This window comes from Blastococcus colisei (genome assembly GCF_006717095.1).
Classification (GTDB): domain Bacteria; phylum Actinomycetota; class Actinomycetes; order Mycobacteriales; family Geodermatophilaceae; genus Blastococcus_B; species Blastococcus_B colisei.
In genome coordinates this window covers 1,434,959-1,456,882 of the sequence record NZ_VFQE01000001.1, presented here as the reverse complement: position 1 = coordinate 1,456,882, position 21,924 = coordinate 1,434,959, and the positions used below count along the sequence as shown (strand labels likewise).

General features: G+C 73.1%; 21 protein-coding genes. 8 read left to right on the top strand and 13 right to left on the bottom strand.

The features are described from left to right. Window positions 1-59: 59 nt before the first annotated feature. Window positions 60-539, top strand: coding sequence for a cupredoxin domain-containing protein (locus tag FHU33_RS06950; RefSeq protein WP_170182348.1), 480 nt, complete (start codon window positions 60-62; stop codon window positions 537-539). After that, window positions 539-952, top strand: a complete 414-nt coding sequence (locus FHU33_RS06945; protein ID WP_142024680.1) for a hypothetical protein — start codon at window positions 539-541, stop codon at window positions 950-952. The genes FHU33_RS06950 and FHU33_RS06945 overlap by 1 nt, the downstream gene beginning before the upstream one ends. Before the next feature lie 105 nt (window positions 953-1,057). Here FHU33_RS06945 and FHU33_RS06940 read toward each other — a convergent pair whose 3' ends face one another. The 6 genes from FHU33_RS06940 to FHU33_RS06915 all read right to left on the bottom strand — a co-directional run bounded on the left by FHU33_RS06940 (window position 1,058) and on the right by FHU33_RS06915 (window position 8,620). Further along, on the bottom strand, window positions 1,058-2,065 hold the full coding sequence (locus FHU33_RS06940; protein WP_142024679.1) for a sugar phosphate isomerase/epimerase family protein: 1,008 nt from the start codon (window positions 2,063-2,065) through the stop codon (window positions 1,058-1,060). A 9-nt stretch (window positions 2,066-2,074) separates the two neighbouring features. Beyond that, window positions 2,075-3,238 (bottom strand): Gfo/Idh/MocA family protein, encoded by a 1,164-nt coding sequence (locus FHU33_RS06935; RefSeq protein ID WP_142024678.1) that lies wholly within the window; start codon window positions 3,236-3,238, stop codon window positions 2,075-2,077. Window positions 3,239-3,305: 67 nt separating this feature from the next. Beyond that, complete coding sequence (locus FHU33_RS06930) at window positions 3,306-4,361, bottom strand: substrate-binding domain-containing protein (protein ID WP_142024677.1); 1,056 nt, start codon at window positions 4,359-4,361, stop codon at window positions 3,306-3,308. A 75-nt stretch (window positions 4,362-4,436) separates the two neighbouring features. Further along, on the bottom strand, window positions 4,437-5,630 hold the full coding sequence (locus FHU33_RS06925; RefSeq protein WP_142024676.1) for an ABC transporter permease: 1,194 nt from the start codon (window positions 5,628-5,630) through the stop codon (window positions 4,437-4,439). Beyond that, window positions 5,627-7,216, bottom strand: coding sequence for a sugar ABC transporter ATP-binding protein (locus FHU33_RS06920; RefSeq protein ID WP_246063363.1), 1,590 nt, complete (start codon window positions 7,214-7,216; stop codon window positions 5,627-5,629). Before FHU33_RS06920 ends, FHU33_RS06925 begins: the two co-directional genes overlap by 4 nt. Window positions 7,217-7,453: 237 nt before the next feature. Beyond that, complete coding sequence (locus tag FHU33_RS06915; protein ID WP_142024675.1) at window positions 7,454-8,620, bottom strand: ROK family protein; 1,167 nt, start codon at window positions 8,618-8,620, stop codon at window positions 7,454-7,456. 161 nt (window positions 8,621-8,781) lie between these two features. Here FHU33_RS06915 and FHU33_RS06910 point away from each other — a divergent pair, with 161 nt between their 5' ends. Further along, window positions 8,782-9,288, top strand: coding sequence for a hypothetical protein (locus tag FHU33_RS06910; protein WP_142024674.1), 507 nt, complete (start codon window positions 8,782-8,784; stop codon window positions 9,286-9,288). 7 nt (window positions 9,289-9,295) lie between these two features. Here the strand turns inward: FHU33_RS06910 and FHU33_RS06905 are convergent, their stop codons facing one another. Continuing rightward, window positions 9,296-9,574, bottom strand: coding sequence for a hypothetical protein (locus FHU33_RS06905; RefSeq protein ID WP_142024673.1), 279 nt, complete (start codon window positions 9,572-9,574; stop codon window positions 9,296-9,298). An 11-nt stretch (window positions 9,575-9,585) separates the two neighbouring features. Between FHU33_RS06905 and FHU33_RS06900 the strand changes: the two genes are divergently transcribed. The 3 genes from FHU33_RS06900 (at window position 9,586) to FHU33_RS06890 (ending at window position 10,892) form a co-directional block, all read left to right on the top strand. Further along, a complete protein-coding gene (locus tag FHU33_RS06900; RefSeq protein ID WP_142024672.1) occupies window positions 9,586-9,876 on the top strand; it encodes an alpha/beta fold hydrolase in 291 nt (96 codons plus the stop codon). Between the two features lie 93 nt (window positions 9,877-9,969). Further along, window positions 9,970-10,482 carry a cupredoxin domain-containing protein gene (locus FHU33_RS06895; protein ID WP_170182347.1) on the top strand — a complete coding sequence of 171 codons (513 nt, stop codon included), beginning with the start codon at window positions 9,970-9,972 and terminating at the stop codon, window positions 10,480-10,482. After that, on the top strand, window positions 10,482-10,892 hold the full coding sequence (locus tag FHU33_RS06890; RefSeq protein ID WP_142024670.1) for a hypothetical protein: 411 nt from the start codon (window positions 10,482-10,484) through the stop codon (window positions 10,890-10,892). The genes FHU33_RS06895 and FHU33_RS06890 overlap by 1 nt, the downstream gene beginning before the upstream one ends. A 48-nt stretch (window positions 10,893-10,940) precedes the next feature. On the opposite strand, the gene xylA is transcribed toward FHU33_RS06890, so the two are convergent. Further along, window positions 10,941-12,101 (bottom strand): xylose isomerase, encoded by a 1,161-nt coding sequence (xylA, locus tag FHU33_RS06885; RefSeq protein ID WP_142024669.1) that lies wholly within the window; start codon window positions 12,099-12,101, stop codon window positions 10,941-10,943. Between the two features lie 42 nt (window positions 12,102-12,143). Beyond that, the gene (locus FHU33_RS06880; protein ID WP_142024668.1) at window positions 12,144-13,430 is read right to left on the bottom strand and encodes an ROK family transcriptional regulator; all 1,287 of its coding nucleotides are present in this window, start codon (window positions 13,428-13,430) and stop codon (window positions 12,144-12,146) included. Between the two features lie 209 nt (window positions 13,431-13,639). On the opposite strand from FHU33_RS06880, the gene FHU33_RS06875 reads away from it, so the two are divergent. Beyond that, a complete protein-coding gene (locus FHU33_RS06875) occupies window positions 13,640-15,070 on the top strand; it encodes a xylulokinase (protein ID WP_142024667.1) in 1,431 nt (476 codons plus the stop codon). A 61-nt stretch (window positions 15,071-15,131) separates the two neighbouring features. On the opposite strand, the gene FHU33_RS06870 is transcribed toward FHU33_RS06875, so the two are convergent. Continuing rightward, entirely contained in the window at window positions 15,132-15,788 is a 657-nt protein-coding gene (locus tag FHU33_RS06870) for an alpha/beta fold hydrolase (protein WP_142024666.1), read from the bottom strand. A gap of 132 nt (window positions 15,789-15,920) precedes the next feature. On the opposite strand from FHU33_RS06870, the gene FHU33_RS06865 reads away from it, so the two are divergent. Continuing rightward, window positions 15,921-17,348 carry an NAD(P)/FAD-dependent oxidoreductase gene (locus tag FHU33_RS06865; RefSeq protein WP_142024665.1) on the top strand — a complete coding sequence of 476 codons (1,428 nt, stop codon included), beginning with the start codon at window positions 15,921-15,923 and terminating at the stop codon, window positions 17,346-17,348. Window positions 17,349-17,373: 25 nt separating this feature from the next. Here FHU33_RS06865 and FHU33_RS06860 read toward each other — a convergent pair whose 3' ends face one another. The 3 genes from FHU33_RS06860 to FHU33_RS06850 are packed head-to-tail and all read right to left on the bottom strand — an operon-like array spanning window position 17,374 to window position 21,814. Next, window positions 17,374-18,693: an erythromycin esterase family protein gene (locus FHU33_RS06860; RefSeq protein ID WP_142024664.1), complete on the bottom strand. Its 1,320-nt coding sequence runs from the start codon at window positions 18,691-18,693 to the stop codon at window positions 17,374-17,376. A gap of 20 nt (window positions 18,694-18,713) precedes the next feature. Next, window positions 18,714-19,838, bottom strand: a complete 1,125-nt coding sequence (locus FHU33_RS06855) for a carboxylate-amine ligase (protein WP_142024663.1) — start codon at window positions 19,836-19,838, stop codon at window positions 18,714-18,716. Continuing rightward, window positions 19,835-21,814 carry an amylosucrase gene (locus FHU33_RS06850; protein ID WP_246063361.1) on the bottom strand — a complete coding sequence of 660 codons (1,980 nt, stop codon included), beginning with the start codon at window positions 21,812-21,814 and terminating at the stop codon, window positions 19,835-19,837. The genes FHU33_RS06855 and FHU33_RS06850 overlap by 4 nt, the downstream gene beginning before the upstream one ends. Between the last annotated feature and the right edge of the window lie 110 nt (window positions 21,815-21,924).

Genomic DNA, 21,924 nt, shown 5'->3' with positions numbered 1-21,924 from the left:
GGTCGGCGAACGAAGACCGATGAGCGGGAACCCCCGCCATCGACCTCCAGGGAGCCCCCGTGAACGTTCCGAACCGTTCCATCCGTCCCGGCCTCCGGCGCCGGCTGCCGGCCGTCCTCCTCGCCGTCGCACTCGGTTCGCTGACCGCGTGCGGGAGCAGCGACAGCCCGGACACCGAGGCCGCGACCGCCCCGACCACGCAGGCCCAGCCGAGCGAGGCCGCGCCGGCGGCCTCCTCCGCACCGGCGGCCGAGGGTGACGTGCAGACCCTCACCGCCGTCGAGAAGGACTTCAGCATCTCCCTGGACGAGGAGACGCTGTCCGCCGGCGAGTACGAGATCGAGGTCCGCAACGAGGGCGGCGCCTCCCACGACCTCGTGATCGAGCAGGACGGCGAGGACATCGCCCGCACCGCGGTGATCGCCCCCGGCGCTTCGGAGACCCTCACCGTGACCCTCGAGCCCGGTGAGTACGTCTTCTACTGCTCGATCGCCAACCACCGGGGAATGGGCATGGAGCTTCCCGTGACGGTCAGCTGATGGCCGCCGCCACGCTCGTCCCCCGGTCCGGGACAGCGACCACCGTGCTGCGCATCGTGGGCGCCGCGCTCCTGATCGGCATCGCGGTCATCCACGGCTACCTCTGGCAGGCGGGTTACCGCGGCATCGACGTGATCGGGCCGGCGTTCCTGCTCGACACGGTGCTCGGGATCCTGGGCGCGCTGGCCGTCCTGCTGGCGCCGCGCCGGCTGCTGCCCTGGGCCGCCGCGGCCGGCGCGGCGCTCGCCCTGGGCACCCTGGGCGCGCTCGTGCTGTCCACCACCGTCGGGCTCTTCGGCTTCGTGGAGTCCGTGCAGGCTCAGCTGTGGTGGGAGTCGTTCTGGGTCGAGGTGGCGGCCACCGTCGTCCTCACCGCCCTCGCCGTCCTGGCGTGGCGCGGACGGCGGCACTGACCGCCCCACCCCTCCTCCCTCACCGCATGGGGTCCTCCCTCACCGTCGACGGTGAGGGAGGTCCCCCGACGATCAGGGAACCTGATCACGATGGGGAGCGGCGGATCAATTCCCGCTGGCGAAGGCGGCGTCGAATGCCGCGGACGGCGGGTCGAACGCCAGCCGCCGTACGAACTCCAGCGCCTCGGGGGCCCCGACGAGGCGGTCCATGCCGGCGTCCTCCCACTCGACCGAGATGGGGCCGTCGTAGCCGATGGTGTTGAGCATCCGGAAGCAGGCTTCCCACGGGACGTCGCCGTGGCCGGTGGAGACGAAGTCCCAGCCTCGCCGGGGGTCCGCCCACGGCAGGTGCGAGCCCATCCGGCCGTTTCGGCCGTTGCCGACCTGCTTCTTCGCATCCTTGCAGTCGACGTGGTAGATGCGGTCCTTGAAGTCCCAGAGGAACCCGACCGGGTCGAGGTCCTGCCAGACGAAGTGCGACGGGTCCCAGTTCAGCCCGAACGCCTCGCGGTGCCCGATCGCCTCCAGGGTGCGGACCGTCGTCCAGTAGTCGTAGGCGATCTCCGACGGGTGCACCTCGTGGGCGAACCGCACGCCGACCTCGTCGAAGACGTCGAGGATCGGGTTCCACCGCGCGGCGAAGTCGGCGTAGCCGTCCTCGATCATCGACTCGGGCACCGGCGGGAACATCGCCACGGTCTTCCAGATCTTCGACCCCGTGAAGCCGACGACGACGTCGACGCCCAGCTTCCGCGCCGCCCGGGCGGTCAGCTTCATCTCCTCGGCCGCCCGCTGCCGCACGCCCTCGGGGTCACCGTCACCCCAGACTCGCGGGTGCACCATGCCCCGGTGCCGCTCGTCGATCGGGTCGTCGCAGACTGCCTGGCCGTTGAGGTGGTTGGAGATCGCGAAGACCTGCAGGTCGTGCCGCTTCAGGATCTCGAGGCGCTCCTGCACGTAGGAGTCATCGTTCGCGGCGCGCTCGACGTCGAGGTGGTCGCCCCAGCAGGCGATCTCCAGGCCGTCGTAGCCCCAACCGGAGGCCAGCCGGCACATCTCCTCGAACGGCAGGTCGGCCCACTGGCCGGTGAACAGCGTGACGGGACGCGGCATCTGTGCTCCTCAGATCTCGGTAAAGGCGGAGTTGGCGGCGGCACTGCGTTCGACGGCGTCGAGCACCCGCTGGACCTGCAGCCCGTCGGCGAACGACGGCGCCGGGTCCGTGCCCTCGCCGATCGCGGTCACCAGGTCCACGACCTGGTGGGTGAAGCCGTGCTCGTAGCCCAGCCCGTGCCCGGCCGGCCACCACGCGGCGACGTAGGGGTGCTCGGGCTCGGTGACGACGATCCGGCGGAAACCCGCCTCCCGGGCCGGCTCCGAGCCGTCGAAGAACTGCAGGACGTTCATGTCCTCGAAGTCGAACGACAAGCTGCCGGCCGAACCGTTGACCTCGATGCGGATGGCGTTCTTGCGGCCCAGGGCGAACCGGGTCGCCTCGAAGGTGCCCAGCGCACCGCCGGTGAACCGGCCGAGGAAGACCGCCGCGTCGTCGACGGACACCGTGCCGGTCCCCTCGCCACCCACGCCGGACAGCGAGCCGGCTGACGCCGGCAGCGGCCGCTCGGTCACGAAGGTCTCCAGCATCGCGCTCACCCCGGTCAGGGACTGGCCGGTGATGTACTGGGTGAGGTCGACGATGTGCGCGCCGATGTCACCGAGCGCGCCCGACCCGGCCTTCTCCTTCTCCAGCCGCCACGACATCGGCGCGGCCGGGTCGGCGATCCAGTCCTGCAGGTACTGGGCCCGCACGTGCCGGATCTCGCCCAGCCGCCCCTCGGCCACCAGCTGCCGGGCCAGACCGATGGCGGGGACGCGCCGGTAGGTGAAGCCGACCATCGAGCGGACGCCCCGAGCGGCCGCCTTGGCCGCGGCCTCCGCCATCGCCTCGGCCTCCGCGACGCTGTTGGCCAGGGGCTTCTCGCACAGCACGTGCTTGCCGGCCTCCAGGGCCGCGATGGCGATCTCGGCGTGCGTGTTCCCGGGTGTGCAGACGTCGACCAGGTCGACGTCGTCGCGCTCCAGCAGGCGGCGCCAGTCGGTCTCGGTCTCCCGCCAGCCGAGCCTGTCGGCGGCCGCGGTGAGCCGCGTGCGGTCCCGGCCGGCCAGCACGGCCAGGTCCGGCCGCAGCGGGAGGTCGAAGAAGTGGGGGGCGGTACGCCAGGCCTGCGAGTGCGCCGCGCCCATGAAGGCGTAGCCGATCAGCCCGATGCCGAGGGTGGGGGTCATGCGGCTCTCCCAGCGGGGTGGAGCAGCAGGGGAACGGCGCGCGTTCCCCTGCTGCTCCGTCGACGGATCAGGACTCGAACGCGCGGTCGATGTAGTCCTCGACGTTCTCGGCCGTGATGACCGGGGCGTTGAGCACGATCTCCCGCGGCACCTCGGGCGAGACCAGGTCCGACAGCGACTTGTCCTGCGCGATCAGCCGCGCGAGCGCGATGCCGTCGGCGGCCTGGGTGTGCGGGTAGATGACCGTCGCCTGCAGCACGGAGTCGCCGGACTGGATCGCCCGCATCGCGTTCGCCGACCCGGCGCCCCCGACCATGATGAACTCGTCGCGGCCGGCGTTCTCGATGGCGGCCAGCACACCGACGCCCTGGTCGTCGTCGTGGTTCCACAGGGCGTCGAGCTGCGGTGCGGCCTGGAGCAGGTTGGCCGCGGCCTCCTCACCGCCCTCGACCGTGAAGTCCGCCGCCACCCGGTTGTCGACGTCGAGCCCGCAGTCGGCGAGCGCGTCGGCGAAGCCCTGGCTGCGGTCCTGGGTCAGCGGCAGCGAGTCGATGCCGGCAATTTCGGCGACGACGGCGTCGGGGTTGTCGCCCACCTGCTGGCAGATGTAGGTGCCGGCGGAGACGCCCATGCCGTAGTTGTCGCCCAGGATGGTGGCACGGGCGGCGAACGGGCTGTTGAACTCGCGGTCGACGTTGATGACCGGGATGCCGGCCTCCATCGCCTGCAGGGCGACCGGCGTCATCGCCGCGCCGTCGAAGGGCAGCAGCACGATCGCATCGACACCCTCGTTGATGAAGGTCTCCACCTGGCTGATCTGCGTGCTGACGTCGTTGGTGCCCTCGGCGACGATCAGGTCCACGTCCTCGTAGTTCTCGGCCTCGGCCCGGGCGGCCTCGGTGATCCCCGCCATCCAGCCGTGATCGGCGGCCGGGGCGGAGAAGCCGATCCGGACGGTCTCGCCGGTCTCGTCGTTGGAGCTGGCCACGGTGTCGCCGCCACCGTCGGAGCCGGAGCTCTCCGGCTCGTTGCTGGTGCAGCCGGCGACGAGCGCGCCGGCGCCGGCCAGGGCGACCGCGGTGGACATCAGGCGGCGGTAGGGGCGCTGCCTCGCTGCAGACATGTATCTCTCCTCGGTGTCCAACTTCCCGGCGGGTCGCCGGCAGGTTCTAGGTGGGTGGGGATCAGGGAGTGGGGATCAGGGCGTGGGGCCTGCGCCCGGCCGGTCGCCGGCCGGCGCGCCGGGCACGCTCGAGCCGCCGGACACGGAGCCGGCCGGGGTTCCTGCGGCGACCGGCCCGCCGGACGACGACTCGCCGGACCCGGATCCGGAACGGGACAACCAGCCGAAGCCACCGCGCCCCTCGGCCAGCCGCATCTGCAGCAGGACGGCGAGCACGATGATCACGCCCTGCGCGACGGCCTGGACGGAGCTGGACAGGTTGTTGAGCACGAAGACGTTCTCGAGCGTGATGAAGATCAGCACGCCCAGGACGGTGCCGACGATCGTGCCGCGGCCACCGACGAGCAGGGTGCCCCCGATGACGACCGCGGCGATCGCCTCGAGCTCCATCAGCGTGCCGTGGGTCGAGCTGCCGGTCGTCGTCCGCGCCATCAGCATCACCGCCGCGATGCCGCAGGTGACGCCGGACAGGACGTAGAGCTTGAGGGTGTGCCACTGCACGCGGATGCCGGCCAGCCGCGCGGCCTCGGCGTTGCCACCGACGGCGAAGGTGTGCCGGCCGAACGTGGTGCGGTTGAGGAGGATCCAGCCCCCGACCGACACCAGCGCCCAGATGATCACCAGGGTGGGGATGCCGAATGGGTCGCCCGTGAAGAAGTCCAGGAAGCCCCGGTCCTGCACGATCTGAGTGCGGCGGTTGGCGATGATCTCGGCCAGGCCGCGGGCGGAGACGAGCATGGCGAGGGTGGCGATGAAGGCCACCAGCCGGCCGTACGCGATCACGATCCCGTTGACCAGCCCCGCACCGGCGCCCACCGCGATCGCCGTGAACACCATGACGATCCAGTGGAAGTCCTCGGCCATCGCCTGGGTGGCCAGGGTGGTGGCCCACACCGACGACAGTGCGACGAGCGCGCCGACCGACAGGTCGATGCCGCCACCGATGATCACGAACGTCATGCCGATGCTGACGACGCCGACGACGGCGGCCAGCCGCAGGATCGTGAGGACGTTGTCGATGTCGACGAAACGTTCCGGCGCGGTGACCGCGCCGACGACGCACAGGAGGCCCAGAGCCACCACGAGGCCGAGCAGGCGCCCGGCCGGCCCGGCCATGAAGCCGGGTCCCTGGCCGTTCCCGTCGGGCGCGCGGTCCTTCGCCGGCGCGGGTGCGTCCGCTCCCCCGGTCGTCGCGGTGCTGCCGGTCATGCCACGTCCCCTTCGTGCGGTGCTGCGGTGGCCTGTTGCCGGCCGTCCCGCTGGCGCGATCCGACCGTTCCCTCCATGACCAGGTCGAGCACGGCGTGCTCGTCGAGCGCGTCGGCCGGTTCCTCGGCGACGACGGATCCGTCCGAGATCACCAGCACCCGGTCGGCGAGACCCAGCACCTCCGGGATCTCGCTGGAGACGACGACGACGGCGACCCCCCGGTCGGCCAGGTCGCGGATCAGCGCGTAGATCTCCGAGCGCGCCCCGACGTCCACACCGCGGGTCGGCTCGTCGAGGAGCAGCACGCGGCAGTCGCGCAGCAGCCAGCGGGCGAGGACGACCTTCTGCTGGTTGCCACCCGACAGCGTCCGGACCTCGCGGGTCACGTCGGCCGGGCGGACGTCGAGTGCGCGCACCTGCTCGCGCGCGGCGTCCTTCTCGGAGCCGCCGGTCAGGAAACCGCCGCGGGCGAACCGGGCCAGGCTGGCGATGCTGATGTTGCGGTAGACGGCGTCGCCCAGCAGCAGCGCCTGGCTCTTGCGCTCCTCGGGCGCCAGGCCCACCCCGGCCGACACCGCGGCCGCGACGCTGCCCGGGCGCAGCCGCCGTCCGGCCACGGTGACGGTGCCGGTGGTGGCCTTGCGCGCGCCGTAGACGGTCTCGAGGATCTCCGACCGGCCCGATCCGACGAGGCCGGCGAGACCGACCACCTCGCCCGGGGCCACGTCGAAGGAGACGCCCCGGAACGTGCCGCGCAGACCCAGGTCCCGCACGGAGAGCAGCGGTTCCGCGGCAGCGACGGCCCGGCGATCCGGAAAGACGTACTCGATGTCGCGGCCGGTCATCAGCTCGATCACCTGCCGGGTCGAGGTGTCACGGGCCGGCAGCCCGGTGGCCACGGTGCGCCCGTCCTTGAGCACGGTGATCCGGTCGCCGACCTGGCGGATCTCCTCCAGCCGGTGAGAGATGTAGACGACCGCGACGCCGTCGCCGGTCAGGTCCCGGATGACCTCGAACAGGTGCTGGACCTCTTCGTTGTCGAGCACCGCCGAGGGCTCGTCCATGATGATCAACTTCGCGTCCTGGGACAGCGCGCGGGCGATGCTGACCATCTGCTGCGCCGCCGCGGGCAGCGAGCCGACCTCGGCGGTGGGCCGGATCTCCGGGTGGCCCAGGCGGGCGAGCAGCTCGCCGGCGGCCTCGTTCGCCGGTGCCGGTCGCGCGATGCCGAACCGCGAGCGCTCGCGGCCCAGGAAGATGTTGTCGGCCACGGTGAGACCGGCGACCAGGTCGAGCTCCTGGTAGATGGTGGCGATGCCCAGCGACATCGCGACCTGCGGGTTCCTGAACTGCACCGGCTCGCCGCGCCAGGTGATCATGCCGGCGTCGGGCTGGTGCGCCCCGGCCAGCACCTTGATCAGCGTCGACTTGCCGGCGCCGTTCTGTCCGAGGAGGCAGTGCACCTCGCCGGCGCGCACGTCCAGGTCGACGCCGGCGAGTGCCCGGACCCCGGGAAAGTTCTTGACGATGCCGTGCATCTCCAGCAACGGCGCAGCAGCGCCTGCAGTGACCGACGCACTCGGCATACCGCACTCCTCGGAGACTTTTGCCCACCACTGATCATTAGTCTGCTGAGGCGAGAACATATGTCCGGTGTCACACGCCGGTCAAGGTCCGCCAGCAGGGTTACCGAACTGAGACAGGCCATCGGATGTGCGCGGTCGCGCCGATGGGCACCGGAGGGGTCCGCGCAGGCGGGACGCAGCGGCTCAGCGCGGCCAGGGACGGCACGTGGCCGCAGTGCGGTCCGGAGGACCGCAGAGTTATCGCGCGAGGGTCTCCACGACGGAGTCCTCGTCGAGGAACTCCTCGATGGCCATCAGGGCCGCACCCACCCGGCCGGACAGGTCGGGGGCGTCGCTGACGGTGATCTCCAGCGCCCGGGCGGCCAGCGGCATGGAGCGGCCGTAGACCGCCTCGCGGATGCCGGCCAGCAGCGGGGCGCCGGCCTGGGCGACGCCACCGGTCATCACGATGCGGTGCGGGTTGAAGAAGTTCACCAGGGCGGCCAGCACGGTGCCGATCGTCCGGCCGGCGTTGCGGACCAGCTCCAGCGCGGACCCGTCCCCCTGTGCGGCCAGCTCGACCACCTCCCGCGTCGTGCTGACGGGCAGGCCCGCGGCGATCGCGTCGCGCAGCAGCGCCCCTCCGCCGGCTATCGCCTCGAGGCAGTTCTCGTTGCCGCACCGGCAGAGCACCGTGCGCCCGTCGGCGGGCTGGACGTAGATGTGCCCGATGTCGCCGGCACTGCCCTGTGCCCCGCGGTACACCCGCCCGTCGACGATCACCCCGCAGCCGATACCGGTCCCGACCTTGACCACGAGGACGTCCTGGACCGAACCGGCGATACCCATCTCGCCCAGCGCCATGACGTTCACGTCGTTGTCGACGTAGACCGGGCAGTCGTAGCGACCGAACGCACTGGGGATCGGGTAGTCGTGCCAGCCCGGCATGATCGGCGGGTGGGACGGCCGCCCGGTCGAGAACTCCACCGGCCCGGGCAGCCCGACACCGACCGCGCACACGTCGGCCGGGGCGAGTCCGGCCTCGGCGAGCACCAGCTGGGCCAGGCGGTCCACCTCGGCCAGGACCACGCCCGGCCCGTCGGCGATGTCGATCGGATGGCCGACCGTGGCGAGGATCCGGGCCGAGAGGTCGGTGACCGCGACGTCGACGCTCGTCACGCCCAGGTCCACGGCGAGCGCACAGCCGGCCTCGCTGTTGAAGCGCAGCAACGTGGGCGGCCGGCCGCCGGTGCTCCAGCCGCGCCCCCCCTCCTCCAGGAGCTTGGCCGCGATGAGCTGGTCCACGCGCGCGCTCACCGTGTTCCGGGACGCACCGGTCAGGGCGACGAGCTCGGCGCGGCTGCGCGCACGGCCGGTCCGCACGTGCCGCAGCAGCGCGCCGGCCGAGGCAGAGGTGGACGCCACGGCGTCATAGTGGCACGCGGCAGGCGCCACACCGGTCCGTCGCAGGGGTCGGTCACCTCGACGAGGTGGGCGGGGAGCCGACGGTTGACGGACGGACCGGTGGGCACTGTCCGGGCGACCGGCCACCTGGTCGCGCCCCGAACACACTGCGAGGTACTGCCATGGGTCTGCCCATCACACTGTCCGAGATCGCCCCCCGGATCTCCGCCGGCGCATTCATCCTCAACAGCGGGCTCGGCAAGCGCGGCGCGGACGAGGAAGCCGCGGCCGGCATGCACGGCTTCGCCGCCGGCACCTATCCGTTCCTCAAGTCCATCCCGCCGCAGCAGTTCGTGCAGGGGCTGGCGACGGCGGAGATCGTGCTGGGCGCCGCGCTGCTGACGCCCTTCGTGCCGACCTTCGTCGCAGGGGCCGCGCTGACCGCCTTCTCCGGCGGCCTCCTCGGGCTCTACCTGAAGACCCCGGGCATGCGGAAGCCGGGCAGCCTGGCCCCGACCGACCAGGGCCTGTCCATCGCCAAGGACAGCTGGCTGGTCGGCATCGGCATCGGCCTCATGACCCGTGGGCTGATCGAGCGCAGGCCGCGGGTCACGGTCAAGAAGGCCAACAAGCTGGCGAAGAAGCAGGCGAAGCAGGCCGCCCGCGAGGTGCGCCGCAGCGCGAGGTGACAGCGGGTCAGTCCGCCGGAAAGTGCACGGTGGTCACCAGCCGGCGGCGGCGGGTTCCGTCCGGCCGGTGCGCGACGCGCGCCTGCCGGACGGCGGCGAGGTCGGCCACCATCGCGTCGAACTCCTCGTCGGTGACCCAGACGGCCGCCTGCCGGTAACCGACCCGGTCGCCAGCGAGGTCGGGCGCTCCCCCGTCGGCCGCCGCACGGGTGGCGTAGCGGTCGGAGTCGGCCACCGGCGCCGCGGCGAAGGTCGTGAACGCCCGCCGGTGGTCCTCGGCCGTCATTGCTTCGCGACGTGGAACTGGCTCACGACCCGCGGGAGGACCTCCGCCGGGTCGCCGTCCCCGTCCCGGCCGTCACCGGCGACGAGGACCTGCAGGTCGACCCGGCGGATCTGGCGGTCGTCGCGGCGACCGTCCCGGGCCACGCGACCACCGTCGCGCTGCCCGACGTGACCCACACCCTGCGGCGCCAGCCCGGGTCCGCCTCGTCGAGCGCCTACAGGAAGGAACGTCGCGAACCGGTGAACCCTGAGGCGCTCGCCACCGTGGTCAGGTGGTGTCGGGAGGTCACCGGACTCGGCTGACGGCCGGGGGCGAAAGGCTTCCCCCAGGTACTGCAATCTTGCAGTATCTGCACCGAGCGCGGCCGGCAGCGACCACGCCCAGAGGAGGCCCCGTTGTCCCGACGGAACCACCCCGCTCCCCGGTCCGCGCGGGCGGTCCGCGGCGTCCTGGTGGCGGGTCTCGCGCTCGTGGCGCTGACCGCCTGCGGGGAGGACGAGCCCGACGGCGTCGGCGAGGAGCCGGCCGCCGGCTCGACGAGCGCCGCGGCCACCGCCTCAGCGAGCGCTGCGACCAGCGTCCCGGCCTCGGCCAGTACAGCGGCGGAGCCCGCCCCGGCCGAGTCCGAGTCCGAGTCGGTCACCGTGACCGCTGTCGACTTCGAGCTCCAGGTCGACGAGGACAGCTTCTCCGCCGGCAGCTACGAGGTCACGCTGGTCAACGAGGGTGGCTCCACCCACGATCTCGTGATCGAGCGCGACGGCGAGGTGGTCGCCGCCGCGGACGGCATCGATCCCGGCCAGTCCACCACCGTCACGGTGACCCTGGAACCGGGCGAGTACGTCTTCTACTGCTCCATCGCCGATCACCGTGCGATGGGCATGGAGACCGAGATCGGGATCACCTGATGACCACCATCTCGGTCGGCCGGCGGGCCGGCGCGCTCACGTGGCTGCTGCGGATCGCCGGCGCGGTGCTGCTCGCCGCGATGAGCTGGATCCATCTCGACCTGTGGCAGGACGGCTACCGGACGATCGACGTCATCGGCCCGGCGTTCCTGCTCAACGCCGTCGCCGGCTTCGGCCTGGCCGCTCTGCTCCTGGTCACGCCCGGCCCGCTGGTGGGCTGGGTGGCGGCCCTGGGTGCTCTGACCGCCGCCGGGACGCTGGCCGGCCTGCTGCTGTCCACCACGGTCGGCCTCTTCGGCTTCACCGAGTCGACCGCCGCCGCGCTGTGGTGGGAGTCGTTCTGGGTGGAGACCGCCGCCGTCGTCGTCCTCGCCGTCCTCGCCGTGCTCGCGCGCCGACGGCGCACCTGACCGGAGCAGGAGGGCCGTGACCCCGCCCGCCCACCCCGGTCAGGACACTCAGCGGACGCCGAGCAGGTGCTCCATCGCCAGCTGGTCGAGCCGCTCGAACTGCAGGCCCCGCTCCCCCAGCGCCTGCGGGTCGAACGTCTCGGCGCGCAGGTCCTCCAGCGACTCCCCCGCACCCAGGGTCGGGACGGCGAGCTCGGCGACCCGGGCTGCCTCGAGCGCCTCGGCGACCTCCGGGTCGGCCCGGAAGGCCTGCGCCTTCTCCCTGAGGATCAGGTAGTTGCGCATACAGGCCCGCGCGGTGTCCCAGACGCCGTCGATGTCCTCGGTCCGCGGCGGCTTGTAGTCGAAGTGCAGGTAGCCGTCGTAGGCCGTGCCCGTGCCGGAGCCCAGGAGCGTGTCGACGGTCCAGAAGGCGCCGCGCAGGTTGCCCGCGCCGAAGCGCAGGTCCTGGTCGAAGCGGGGGCCGTGCTGGCCGTTGAGGTCGACGTGGAAGAGCTTGCCGTGCCACAGCGCCTGCGCGATGCCCTGGGCGAAGTTCAGCCCGGCCATCTCCTCGTGCCCGACCTCGGGGTTGAGGCCGACGCGGTCAGGCTCCTCGAGGGAGTTGATGAAGGCGAGCGCATGCCCGATCGTGGGCAGCAGGATGTCACCGCGCGGCTCGTTCGGTTTGGGTTCCAGGGCGAACCGGATGCCGTAGCCCTTGTCGCGGACGTAGCCGCAGAGGATGTCCAGGCCCTCCTTGTAACGGTCCAGCGCGGCAGCGACGTCCTTGCTCCCGCCGGACTCCGCACCCTCCCGGCCGCCCCACAGCACGTAGGTCGCAGCACCCAGCTCCGCGGCGAGGTCGATGTTGCGCAGCACCTTGGCGATCGCGTAGCGGCGGACGGCGCGGTCGTTGGCGGTGAAGCCGCCGTCCTTGAACACCGGCGCGCCGAAGAGGTTCGTCGTCGCCATCTCCACGCCCATGCCGGTCTCGGCGAGGGCCTTCCTGAACCGCTCGAGGGTCGCGTCGCGGGTCGCGTCGTCGGGCACCAGGTCGTCGTCGTGGAAGGTGACGGCCGCAGCGCCCAGCTCGGCGAGCCGGTGCACGGCCTCGACCGGGTCCAGCGCCGGGCGCACCGGTCCGCCGAAGACGTCGACGCCCTGCCAGCCCACCGTCCAGAGGCCGAAGCTGAACTTGTCGTCCGTGGTCGGGGTGTAGTCGGTCATGCGGTGGATCTCCGTCCGGATGGGTCGATGGGCAGTGCGGGATCAGGAGCCGACGGCCGGGCTCGCGCCGTCGTCGCCGGTCGCGGGGACGAGGGTGGGGTCGTCGAAGACCGACTCCAGGGCGACGTGGGCGCCCCCGCGGACGGCAGCGGTGAAACCCAGCGTGGAGAGGACGATGCGCGCCCCCGCGAGGTCGGGACCGAACACCCGTTGCCGGAGCTCGGCGGCCATCGGCTCGGTGAGGAAACGGCCGAGGACGGCGAAGTAGCCGCCCAGGAGCACGACCTGCGGATTGAACACGTTGATCAGGACGGCGGCGCCGGTGCCCAGCGCCGTGCCGACCTGGGTCAGGGCGGCCAGCGTGCGCTCGTCGCCGGCATCGGCCCGCGCGGCCAGCTCGGCGAGCCGGGTCTCGAGATCGCGGCCGTGGTCGTGCACCGGGTCGTCGGGGTCGGCTGCGGCCCGCAGCAGCGCGGTCAGGCCGACGACGGTCTCCCAGCAGCCGCGCCGGCCGCAGCCGCAGACCAGCTCGGGGTCGCCGAGTGACGTGTGGCCGACCTCGCCGGAGAGTCCGCCGGCGCCGCGCAGCAACCGCCCGTCGACGATCAGTCCTCCGCCGACGCCGACCTCACCGGTCAGGTAGACGAGGTCGGGCGTGCGCGCCTCCGGGCCCATCGCCCACTCCGCGATGGCGGAGAGGTTCGCGTCGTTCTCCACGCGGACCGGGCAGTCGAGGTCGACGCGGGCGCGGAGCCCATCGAGCACGGCCACGTCGCGCCAGCCGAGGTTCGGGGCATAGGTGGCGACGCCGTCGACGCTCCGGACCAGCCCAGGAACGGCGACGGTGAGCCCCACGGGAACCGCGCCGCGGGCCTCCGCCGCGGCCATCGCCTCACGGACGAGGCGGGCCACCTCGTCCAGCGTGCGCTCGGCACCGAGCTCGGGGACGTCGAGCGCCACCCGGTGCTCGACGAGCACGGTTCCCTGCAGGTCGAGGACGAGGATCGCGACGTAGTCGACGTTGAGCTCCACGCCGACGCCGCAGACGCCCCGGCCGTCCAGGTGCACGATCAGCCCCGGACGCCCCACCGAGCCGGCGCGGTCGACGTCGCCGGCGCTGATCAGCCGGCGGTCGGCGAGCTCGGCCACCAGGCTGGACACGGTGGCCTTGTTGAGCCCGGTGTCCTGGGCGATGCGGGCGCGTGACCGCGGGCCGGCGTCCCGGAGGTGCCGCAGGACGAGCCCCAGGTTGCTGCGCCGGACGGACGCCTGGTCGGCGGGCGCCTCCCGGCGGGTCGTGCTGCCGTACAGCCGACGCTCCTCGAACACGAGCCCGCCACCCCTCCGAGCACCTCGTCGACCTATTTGTCGGTCGCATCAACAAATTAGTGACGGGCAGGTGCTGCGGTCAAGGCCGCAGGTCACCGTCGTCCGATCGGGACGGGTACCAGGTCGGCAGCATTAAGTTGCCTGACCCGCCGAAATGCTGCGGTCGTGGTTACAGTCCCGGCCGTGACCACCGTCCCCGGCGGGCCCCGATGACCGCGGCCCGCCCACTCGTGGCCGGCGTCGACACGTCCACCCAGGCCTGCAAGGTGGTGATCCGCGACGCCGCGACAGGCCAACTCGTGCGCTCCGGCCGCGCGGCCCACCCGGAGGGCACCGCGGTGGCCCCGGGCGCATGGGAGGACGCCTTCACCGCCGCGGCGGAGGCCGCCGGCGGGCTGGACGACGTGGCAGCCCTGTCGGTGGGTGGCCAGCAGCACGGCATGGTCTGCCTCGACGAGCACGGGGCCGTCGTCCGCGACGCCCTGCTGTGGAACGACGTCCGCTCGGCCGGCGCGGCGGCCGACCTGATCACCGAGCTCGGCGGCGGGGACGAGGCCACCGGCCGCCGGGCCTGGGCCGACGCCGTGGGGGTGGTGCCCGTGGCGTCGTTCACCGCGACCAAGCTCCGCTGGTTGGCCGACGCCGAACCGGAGAACGCCGACCGCACCGCCGCCGTCTGCCTCCCGCACGACTGGCTCACCTGGCGGCTCTCGGCCCACCGCGGTCCGGACACCCTGGTCACCGACCGCGGCGACGCGAGCGGCACCGCCTACTGGTCGGCCCGCACCGGCGACTACCGGTTCGACCTCCTGGAACTGGCCATGCGCGGCCGCCGTCCCGCCGTCCCCCGGGTCGCCGGACCGGCCGAGCAGGTGGGCGTCCTCGCCGGTACGTCGGCGGTGCTCGGGCCGGGCACCGGCGACAACGCCGCCGCCGCCCTCGGCCTGGCGGCCCGCCCCGGCGACGTCATCGTCTCGATCGGCACCTCCGGCGTGGTCTCGGCGGTCACGACCACCGCCGTAGCGGACGCCACGGGGACCGTCGCCGGCTTCGCCGACGCCACCGGCAACCATCTGCCCCTGGTCGCGACGATGAACGCCGCGCGGGTGCTCGACGCGGCCGCCGCCATGCTGGGGGTCGACCACGCGACGCTCTCGGACCTCGCGCTCTCGGCCCCGTCCGGCGCCGACGGCCTGGTGCTGGTGCCCTACCTCGAGGGCGAGCGGACGCCGAACCTCCCGCACGCGACGGGCGCCGTCCACGGCCTGACCCTCCGGACCGCCACCCCCGCGCACGTCGCGCGGGCCGCGGTGGAGGGCCTGCTGTGCGGGCTCGCCGACGGGATCGAGGCGGTCGTGGCGCGGGGTGTCGCCGTCGAGCGCGTGCTGCTGATCGGCGGCGCCGCGCGCTCCCCCGCCGTCCAGCAGCTGGCGCCCGGCATCTTCGGCCGCCCCGTCCTCGTCCCGCCGCCCGGCGAGTACGTCGCCGACGGCGCGGCCCGACAGGCGGCGTGGGCGCTGTCCGGCGCCGCGGAACCCTCCGAGTGGGCCCAGCCGGGAATGCGGCAGTTCGAGGCCGCTCCGGCGACCGGCGTGCGCGAGCGGTACGCGGAGGTGCGCGGCCGCACCGACGGCCAGTAGCGGCCCCGTCCGGAGGCTCGCCGCGAGCTTGCGAGCGGTGAGAGGGACGGGGTTCTTGGTCTCACCACAGAAGGGCGGCCACCTCGTCGGGACGGGACATCGGCGTCAGGTGCGCCGCGCCGGGCAGCTCGGTCAGCCGCCCCCGAGGGGCGGCCGCGGCGAGCCGGGCCGCCCAGTCGTGCGGGCAGAGCCGGTCCCGCGTCCCGCGGACCACCGTGACCGGGACGACGATGTCGCGCAGCCGCCGGTCGGTGTCGTCGGGAGCGGCGGCCCGCCACAGCGCGGCCATCGCCCGGGGCCCGGTGCGCCACCACTGGGCCAGCACCAGCGGCATCTGCCACCACGGCTCGGCCAGCGCCGTCCGCAGCCACTGCCGGGCCAGCCCCCACGCGGACCGCAGCCGCGGATCGGTGGTGGGGCCGAGCAGCACCACGGCCGCCACCCGGGCGTCCCGGGCGGCGGCCACCGCGACCACCTGACAGCTCTGCGAGTGCCCCACCAGCACGACGGGCCCCTCCCCCAGCCTGTCCAGCAGCCGGTCGGCCAGCTCGTCCAGTGACGGCACCGGTCCCGCCAGACCCATGCCGGGCAGAGTCACGACCGTCGCGGGAACGCGCGCCCGGAGCCGGCGCGAGGAGCGTTCGTCCAGGCCGAGGCCGGGTACGAGGACGCACTGGACAGGGATCTGCCCGGAGGTCCGATCGGAGGACGCGGCCATCTGCAGGGGTCTACCCGTACGGCACACGAGCCGCGAGCCGACGGCGGACCGGGCAGAGTGTGGCCCGGATCGCACCGGACTGCCCCGGGCCGCGCCCGGGGCACCGGCCCCGAAGTGGGAGGATGAATCATCATGACGACTTCACCAGCGCGTGCACCCGCTCCCGGCGACCCCCGCGGGGGCCGTCCGCGTGTCGTCATCATCGGGTCCGGCTTCGGCGGCCTTTTCGCCGCGCGCCGGCTGCGCAACGCCGACGTGGACATCACGCTGATCGGCAAGACCAGCCACCACCTGTTCCAGCCGCTGCTCTACCAGGTCGCGACCGGGATCCTGTCCGAGGGCGAGATCGCCCCCTCCACCCGCGAGGTCCTGCGCCGCCAGGAGAACGCCCGCGTCGTCCTCGGTGAGGTCGTCGACATCGACCTCGCCGCCCGCACCGTCACCTCCACGGTGCTGGGCCGCACCACCGTGCACCCCTACGACGAGCTGATCGTCGCCGCGGGCGCCGGGCAGTCCTACTTCGGCAACGACCGGTTCGCCGAGTTCGCCCCCGGCATGAAGAGCATCGACGACGCCCTCGAGCTGCGCGGCCGGATCTTCGGGGCCTTCGAGCTCGCCGAGCTGGCCGAGGACCAGGCCGAGATCGACCGGCTCCTGACGTTCGTCGTCGTAGGCGCCGGTCCCACCGGCGTGGAGATGGCCGGGCAGATCGCCGAGCTGGCCCACCGCACCCTGCGCCGCGACTTCCGCCGCATCGACCCGACCACCGCCCGCGTCGTCCTGCTGGACGCCGCCCCCGCGGTGCTGCCCTCCTTCGGCGAGAAGCTCGGCGACCGCGCCCGCCGGCAGCTCAACCTCACCGGCGTGGAGGTGCAGCTGGGGGCGATGGTGACCGACGTCGACGCCAACGGCCTGGAGATCAAGGACGCCGACGGGCAGGTCCGCCGGATCAACGCCGCCACCAAGATCTGGGCCGCCGGCGTGCAGGCCAGCCCGCTGGGCCGGCTCCTCGGGGAGCAGTCCGGCGCCGAGGTCGACCGCGCCGGCCGCGTCTCGGTGCAGCCGGACCTGACGCTGCCCGGACATCCCGAGGTGCACGTCGTCGGCGACATGATGGCGCTGGACAAGCTCCCCGGCGTCGCCCAGGTCGCCATCCAGGGAGCGCGCTACTCGGCCGACCAGATCACGCGCCGGCTGGCCGGCAAGCCCGCGAAGCCGCCGTTCGAGTACCACGACAAGGGCTCGATGGCGACGATCTCCCGGTTCCACGCCGTCGTCGACCTCGGGAAGCTGAAGTTCGAGGGCTTCATCGCCTGGCTCGCCTGGCTGGCTCTCCACCTCTTCTACATCGTCGGCTTCAAGAGCCGGGTCACGACGGTCCTGCACTGGCTGGTCAGCTTCCTGGGCCGGGGCCGCTCGCAGCGGGTGGCCACCCAGCAGCAGGTCTACGGTCGGCTGGCGCTCGAGCACCTCGGCCCGGGCTGGGAGGCCAGCAAGACCGGCGGCCCCAAGAACGCGCCCCCGGAGGACGAGGACATGACCGGGCGCGAATCCGCCTGATCCGGCCGAGAGGTCAGGAAACCGCTCAGACCGCGTGGGCCGGCGCCGGCACGTGCTCGTCGGCCCGCTCGAGGTGCAACGGCTGCAGGGGCGCGGTGTCCTCGAGGTAGAGGAACGCGTCGTAGCGCTCTCCGAGCACCGTCGGCACGTAGTTGCCCCATTTCTCCCGCTCCGGGCGGTAGACGACACCGATCGCCCGGTGGTCCAGCCGCCGGGCCAGCCAGTCCGGCCGGTCCTGCCGGGGGACGACGAACAGTGCGTCCTCCCCCACCGCCTCGTGCAGCAGCGCCTCCAGGCTCCCCGGCCGGGCCGGGGGAACGGGCATCCGCGCCATCTGCGCACCCCAGCTCTCCCCGGCGATCACGCCACCCCGGTAGCCGCCGAGGCCGACCAGGACGACGTCGTCCGCGCCGTGCCGCTCACGCAGCAGCTGACCGACGTTGGTCATCCCCGCATCGGCCATGTCGGTGGCGCGGGCGTCGCCGATGTGGGTGTTGTGCTCCCAGACGACGGCCTTGGGCGGGCGGGTCCCGTCGTCGCTGTGAGCCAGCAGGCGGTCCAGCGTGTCGGCCATGTGCACGTCCCGGACGTTCCACGACTCGGCCGACCCGCGGATCATCGCGCGGTAGTAGCGCTCCGCGTCGACGACGACCGCGGCGTTCTGCTCCGCGGCGAACCGGGCCTCGGGATCATGGGCGGGTGGGGAGCCATCCGCCTCCTGCAGGCCGCGTTCCTCGCAGAGGGACCGCAGCAGGTCGACGGCCGCCTGCTCGCAGGAGGTGGGCGCGAGGCGGCTGGCGAACGCGTACTCGGCACCGTCCTCACCGAAGGGTTCGAAGCAGGCCAGCGCCTGGACGGCGGTGTCGACGTGCTCCGGCTCGTGCTGGCGCAGCCACTCGACCAGGCCGTGCATCGACTCCCAGAGGCTGTAGACGTCGATGCCGTAGAACCCGACCCGCTGCTCCTCCGGACGGGCCGCGTTGACTCCGCGCAGCCACCGGCAGAAGTCCACGACGTCGTCGTTGGCCCACATCCACGTCGGCCACCGCGCGAAGGAGTCGAGGGCGTCGCGCGGGTCCTCGTCGGCGCCCGGCCGGAGCCGCACGCTGCGGTTGACGCGGTAGCAGTCGGGCCAGTCGCCCTCGACCGCCACGACGTGGAAGCCTCGCTCCTCGATCAGCCGCCGGGTGAGTGCCGCCCGCCAGGAGTAGTACTCGTGGGTGCCGTGACTCGCCTCGCCCACGGCGACGATCCGAGCGTCGCCGATCCGCTCGATCAGCGGGTCGAGGTCGGCCTCGCTCCGCAGCGGTCCGGCCAGCTCGCGCACCTCGTCATGGGTGCTCATGGGTTCCTCCTGCCCTCGTGTCAGCGGTTCTCCAGCGCGGTGCCCTCCCGGACGATCCGGGCGGCGACCTCCCGCCAGTCCCCGGTGCGCAGCCAGGTCCTCCGCTGCCGCGACGCCGACGTACCCCGCTCGAAGAGACGTTCCACCATGTCGACGACGACGGCCCACTCGTCGTGCCCGCTGAGGTCGTCCCGGAGCTCGGCCAGCAGCCGGCGGACGGCCACCCGCGCCGGGACGAGCTCGCAGCGCAGCGGGTCGAACAGCAGGTCCTCGAGGCCGTACCGGGCGGCCCGCCACCGCGCCGCCCGCAGCAGCTCGGCGCGCGGGCGGGGGCAGGGCTCCTCCCGCGCGGCCCGCCCGGCCAGCACCCGCACCAGCGACCGCACGAGCGCCGCGTGCAGCACGACGTCGTCGACCTCGGTGCACACGTCGGCCAGCCGGAACTCCAGCGTGGGCAGGTGGGAGGAGGGGCGCAGGTCCCAGTAGAGGTGCGAGGAGTCGGCGATCACCCCCGACGCCACGAGCCCGTCGACGACGTCGGTGAAGCGCTCCGCGCTGCCCAGGTACTCCGGTGGCCCGGTGTTCGGCCAGCGCGACCACCACATCGTCCGGTAGCTCTCGTGCCCGGTGTCGACGCCGTCGTGGAAGGGCGAGCTGCCGGTCATGGCCAGCAGCACCGGCAGGTAGGGACGCGCCCGGTCCATCACCGCGACCGCCGTCTCCAGGTCCGGCACGCCGACGTGCACGTGGCAGCCGACGATGTCCTGCTGCTGCGCCAGGCCGGCCCAGCGGGTGACCATCGCCTCGTACCGCGGCGCCGGGGTGATGTCCTGCTGCTGCCAGCTGTCGAACGGGTGGGTGGAGGACGCCAGGATCCGCACCCCGGCCCGCGCGGCGGCACCGGCCGCCTCGGCCCGGGTGGTGACCAGCTCGGCGCGCAGCTCCGCGAGGCCGCGGCAGATCCCGGTCGCCGACTCCAGCTGCGTCGTGGTGATCTCGGCGTGCAGGTGCGGACCCGACTCGCCGCGCAGCACGGCCGTGGCGAGCGCGGGGCTGCGGGTCAACCGGTAGGTCGCCGGGTCGACGAGGTGGAACTCCTCCTCGACGCCGAACGTGGCACCGGCGGGCGCCGGCGAATGGCTCATGGCTCGGCGAACCAGGCGAAGCCGTGCGCGGGCAGCAGCAGCCGGCCGTCCTGCACGCCGAGCGGACCATCGCTGCTGATCACCTCGCGGAAGGTGCCGAAGCCGGTCACCGTGTCCGCGTTCACCTGCGCCGCCGTCGCCCCGAAGTTCGCGACGGCGACGAACGCCCCGCCTCTGGGGTGTCGGCGCCGCCAGGCAAGCACCGGATCGGCGCCCACGTCCAGGACCTCGGACTCGCCGCCACCGCGCAGCGCGACCAGCGACCGCCGGGCCGCTCCGAGCCGCTGGAACCACCCGAACACCCGCCCCTCGAGCGTGGCGGCGTCCGACCGCCGGGCGGCCGCCGCCCAATCCATCGGGGGGCGGTGCAGCCAGCGGTTGTCCGGCGCCCGCTCGGGGTCGGACAGGTACCCGGGATCGTTGCGCAGGGCCAGCTCGTCGCCCATGTAGAGCAGCGGGATGCCGCCGAACCCGTAGGCCACCGAGTACAGGAGGACCAGTCGCCGGATGCCGGTCTCCAGAGCGGCCGCGTCGGCCCGCGCCAGGGCGTCCTCGATGCCGCACAACGACGCTGCCGACCCCGAGATCCGCGCGTCACCGGTGGCCTCGTTCTCCTGGAAGAGCGCCCCGCGGGCGGATGAGCCCGGGAAGCGGCCGCTGAAGAAGTCGTTGAGGAAGCGCCGGTGGCCGAACCCGCTCGCACCAATGGCGGCGGCGTCCACGTCGCTGACCGCCCAGCCGATGTCGTCGTGGCCCCGTACGTAGGTCACCCAGGAGGCGCTCGGCGGGATCGGCCTCATCCGGCGCAGGGCGTGCCTGGCCAGCCGGGCGTCGCCGGTGGCCAGGCTGCTCCAGAGCAGCACCATCAGCTGGTTGTGGTAGGCCAGCTCGCACTCGGGCCGGTACCGGTCGTGGCCGCCGAGATAGGGCACGAGGTCCTCCGGCGAGACGATCGCCTCGGCCTTGAAGATCACCCCGGGAGCGGCCAGCCGGGTCAGGGAGTGCAGCAGCTGCAGCAGGGTATGCCCCTCGGGCTGGTTCTGGCAGGTGGTGCCCAGCCGCTTCCACATGAACGGGACGGCGTCCATGCGGAAGACGTCGACGCCGCGGTTGGCCAGCCAGGTGATCTCGCCGAGCATCGCCAGCGTCACCGCGGGATTGGTGTAGTCGAGGTCCCACTGGTAGGGCCAGAACGTCGTCCACACCCAGCCGCCGGCACCACCACAGGCCTCCGGGACCCAGGTGAAGGACCCGGGGGCACGGTCGGGGAAGACCTCCGGGATGGTCGCGTCGTAGGCGTCGGGCATCCGGCGGTCGGGGAAGGCCGTGTAGAAGCCGGCGTAGGCGGGGTCGCCGGCCAGCCAGCCCTGCGCCCACGCGTGCTCCCGCGCGGTGTGGTTGAGCACCAGGTCGATGCACAGGCTCATGTCCCGCCCGTGCAGGGCCCGCGCGGCGGCCTCGAGGTCGGCCATCGTGCCCAGTCGCGGGTCCACCGCGCGGTAGTCGGCGACGGCGTACCCGCCGTCGTTCTCCCCGGGCCGGGGTCGCAGCAGCGGCATGAGGTGCAGGTAGGTGACGCCGAGCTCGCCGAGGTAGTCCAGCTTTCCGGGGACGGCGTCCAGCGTGCCGCAGAACCGGTCGACGTAGCAGACGTAGCCCTGCACCCGGGCCCGCTGGAACCAGGCCGGGTCGATCTCCCGCCGCCGGTCGAGCCGGCGCAGGTCGGCGGGACGGTCGGCCGCCGCGGCGAGTGCGGTCCGCAGCGCGCGGGCGAAGAACTCGTCGACGTCGGCGTCCGCGCCGTACAGGACCGCCAGTGGCTCGTGGATGTCGACGAGCGCCACGTCCACGCGGGTGAGGAAGGCGTCGGCACCGTCGGGACCGAGGGCGGCGACCGCCTCGTCGGCCAGCACCGGCCGGAGGGACTGCCAGGCCGCCTCGGCCGTCCGGCGCCGACCGGCGTCGGAGACGATCACCGCAGACCTCCCGACGTCATCGGCCCAGTATCGAGGCGCCGTCCCACAGCCGCTGCCCACGACCGTGCACCGCCGCGGCGCGGTGGTGACGTGGTTCCGGTGCCGGCGGA

Coding starts and splice junctions, on each gene's coding strand:
- FHU33_RS06945 (WP_142024680.1), top strand. CDS start 539: ATGGCCGCCGCCACGCTCGTCCCCCGGTCCGGGACAGCGACCACCGTG.
- FHU33_RS06940 (WP_142024679.1), bottom strand. CDS start 2,065: ATGCCGCGTCCCGTCACGCTGTTCACCGGCCAGTGGGCCGACCTGCCG.
- FHU33_RS06935 (WP_142024678.1), bottom strand. CDS start 3,238: ATGACCCCCACCCTCGGCATCGGGCTGATCGGCTACGCCTTCATGGGC.
- FHU33_RS06930 (WP_142024677.1), bottom strand. CDS start 4,361: ATGTCTGCAGCGAGGCAGCGCCCCTACCGCCGCCTGATGTCCACCGCG.
- FHU33_RS06925 (WP_142024676.1), bottom strand. CDS start 5,630: ATGACCGGCAGCACCGCGACGACCGGGGGAGCGGACGCACCCGCGCCG.
- FHU33_RS06920 (WP_246063363.1), bottom strand. CDS start 7,216: ATGCCGAGTGCGTCGGTCACTGCAGGCGCTGCTGCGCCGTTGCTGGAG.
- FHU33_RS06910 (WP_142024674.1), top strand. CDS start 8,782: ATGGGTCTGCCCATCACACTGTCCGAGATCGCCCCCCGGATCTCCGCC.
- FHU33_RS06905 (WP_142024673.1), bottom strand. CDS start 9,574: ATGACGGCCGAGGACCACCGGCGGGCGTTCACGACCTTCGCCGCGGCG.
- FHU33_RS06890 (WP_142024670.1), top strand. CDS start 10,482: ATGACCACCATCTCGGTCGGCCGGCGGGCCGGCGCGCTCACGTGGCTG.
- xylA (WP_142024669.1), bottom strand. CDS start 12,101: ATGACCGACTACACCCCGACCACGGACGACAAGTTCAGCTTCGGCCTC.
- FHU33_RS06875 (WP_142024667.1), top strand. CDS start 13,640: ATGACCGCGGCCCGCCCACTCGTGGCCGGCGTCGACACGTCCACCCAG.
- FHU33_RS06870 (WP_142024666.1), bottom strand. CDS start 15,788: ATGGCCGCGTCCTCCGATCGGACCTCCGGGCAGATCCCTGTCCAGTGC.
- FHU33_RS06865 (WP_142024665.1), top strand. CDS start 15,921: ATGACGACTTCACCAGCGCGTGCACCCGCTCCCGGCGACCCCCGCGGG.
- FHU33_RS06860 (WP_142024664.1), bottom strand. CDS start 18,693: ATGAGCACCCATGACGAGGTGCGCGAGCTGGCCGGACCGCTGCGGAGC.
- FHU33_RS06855 (WP_142024663.1), bottom strand. CDS start 19,838: ATGAGCCATTCGCCGGCGCCCGCCGGTGCCACGTTCGGCGTCGAGGAG.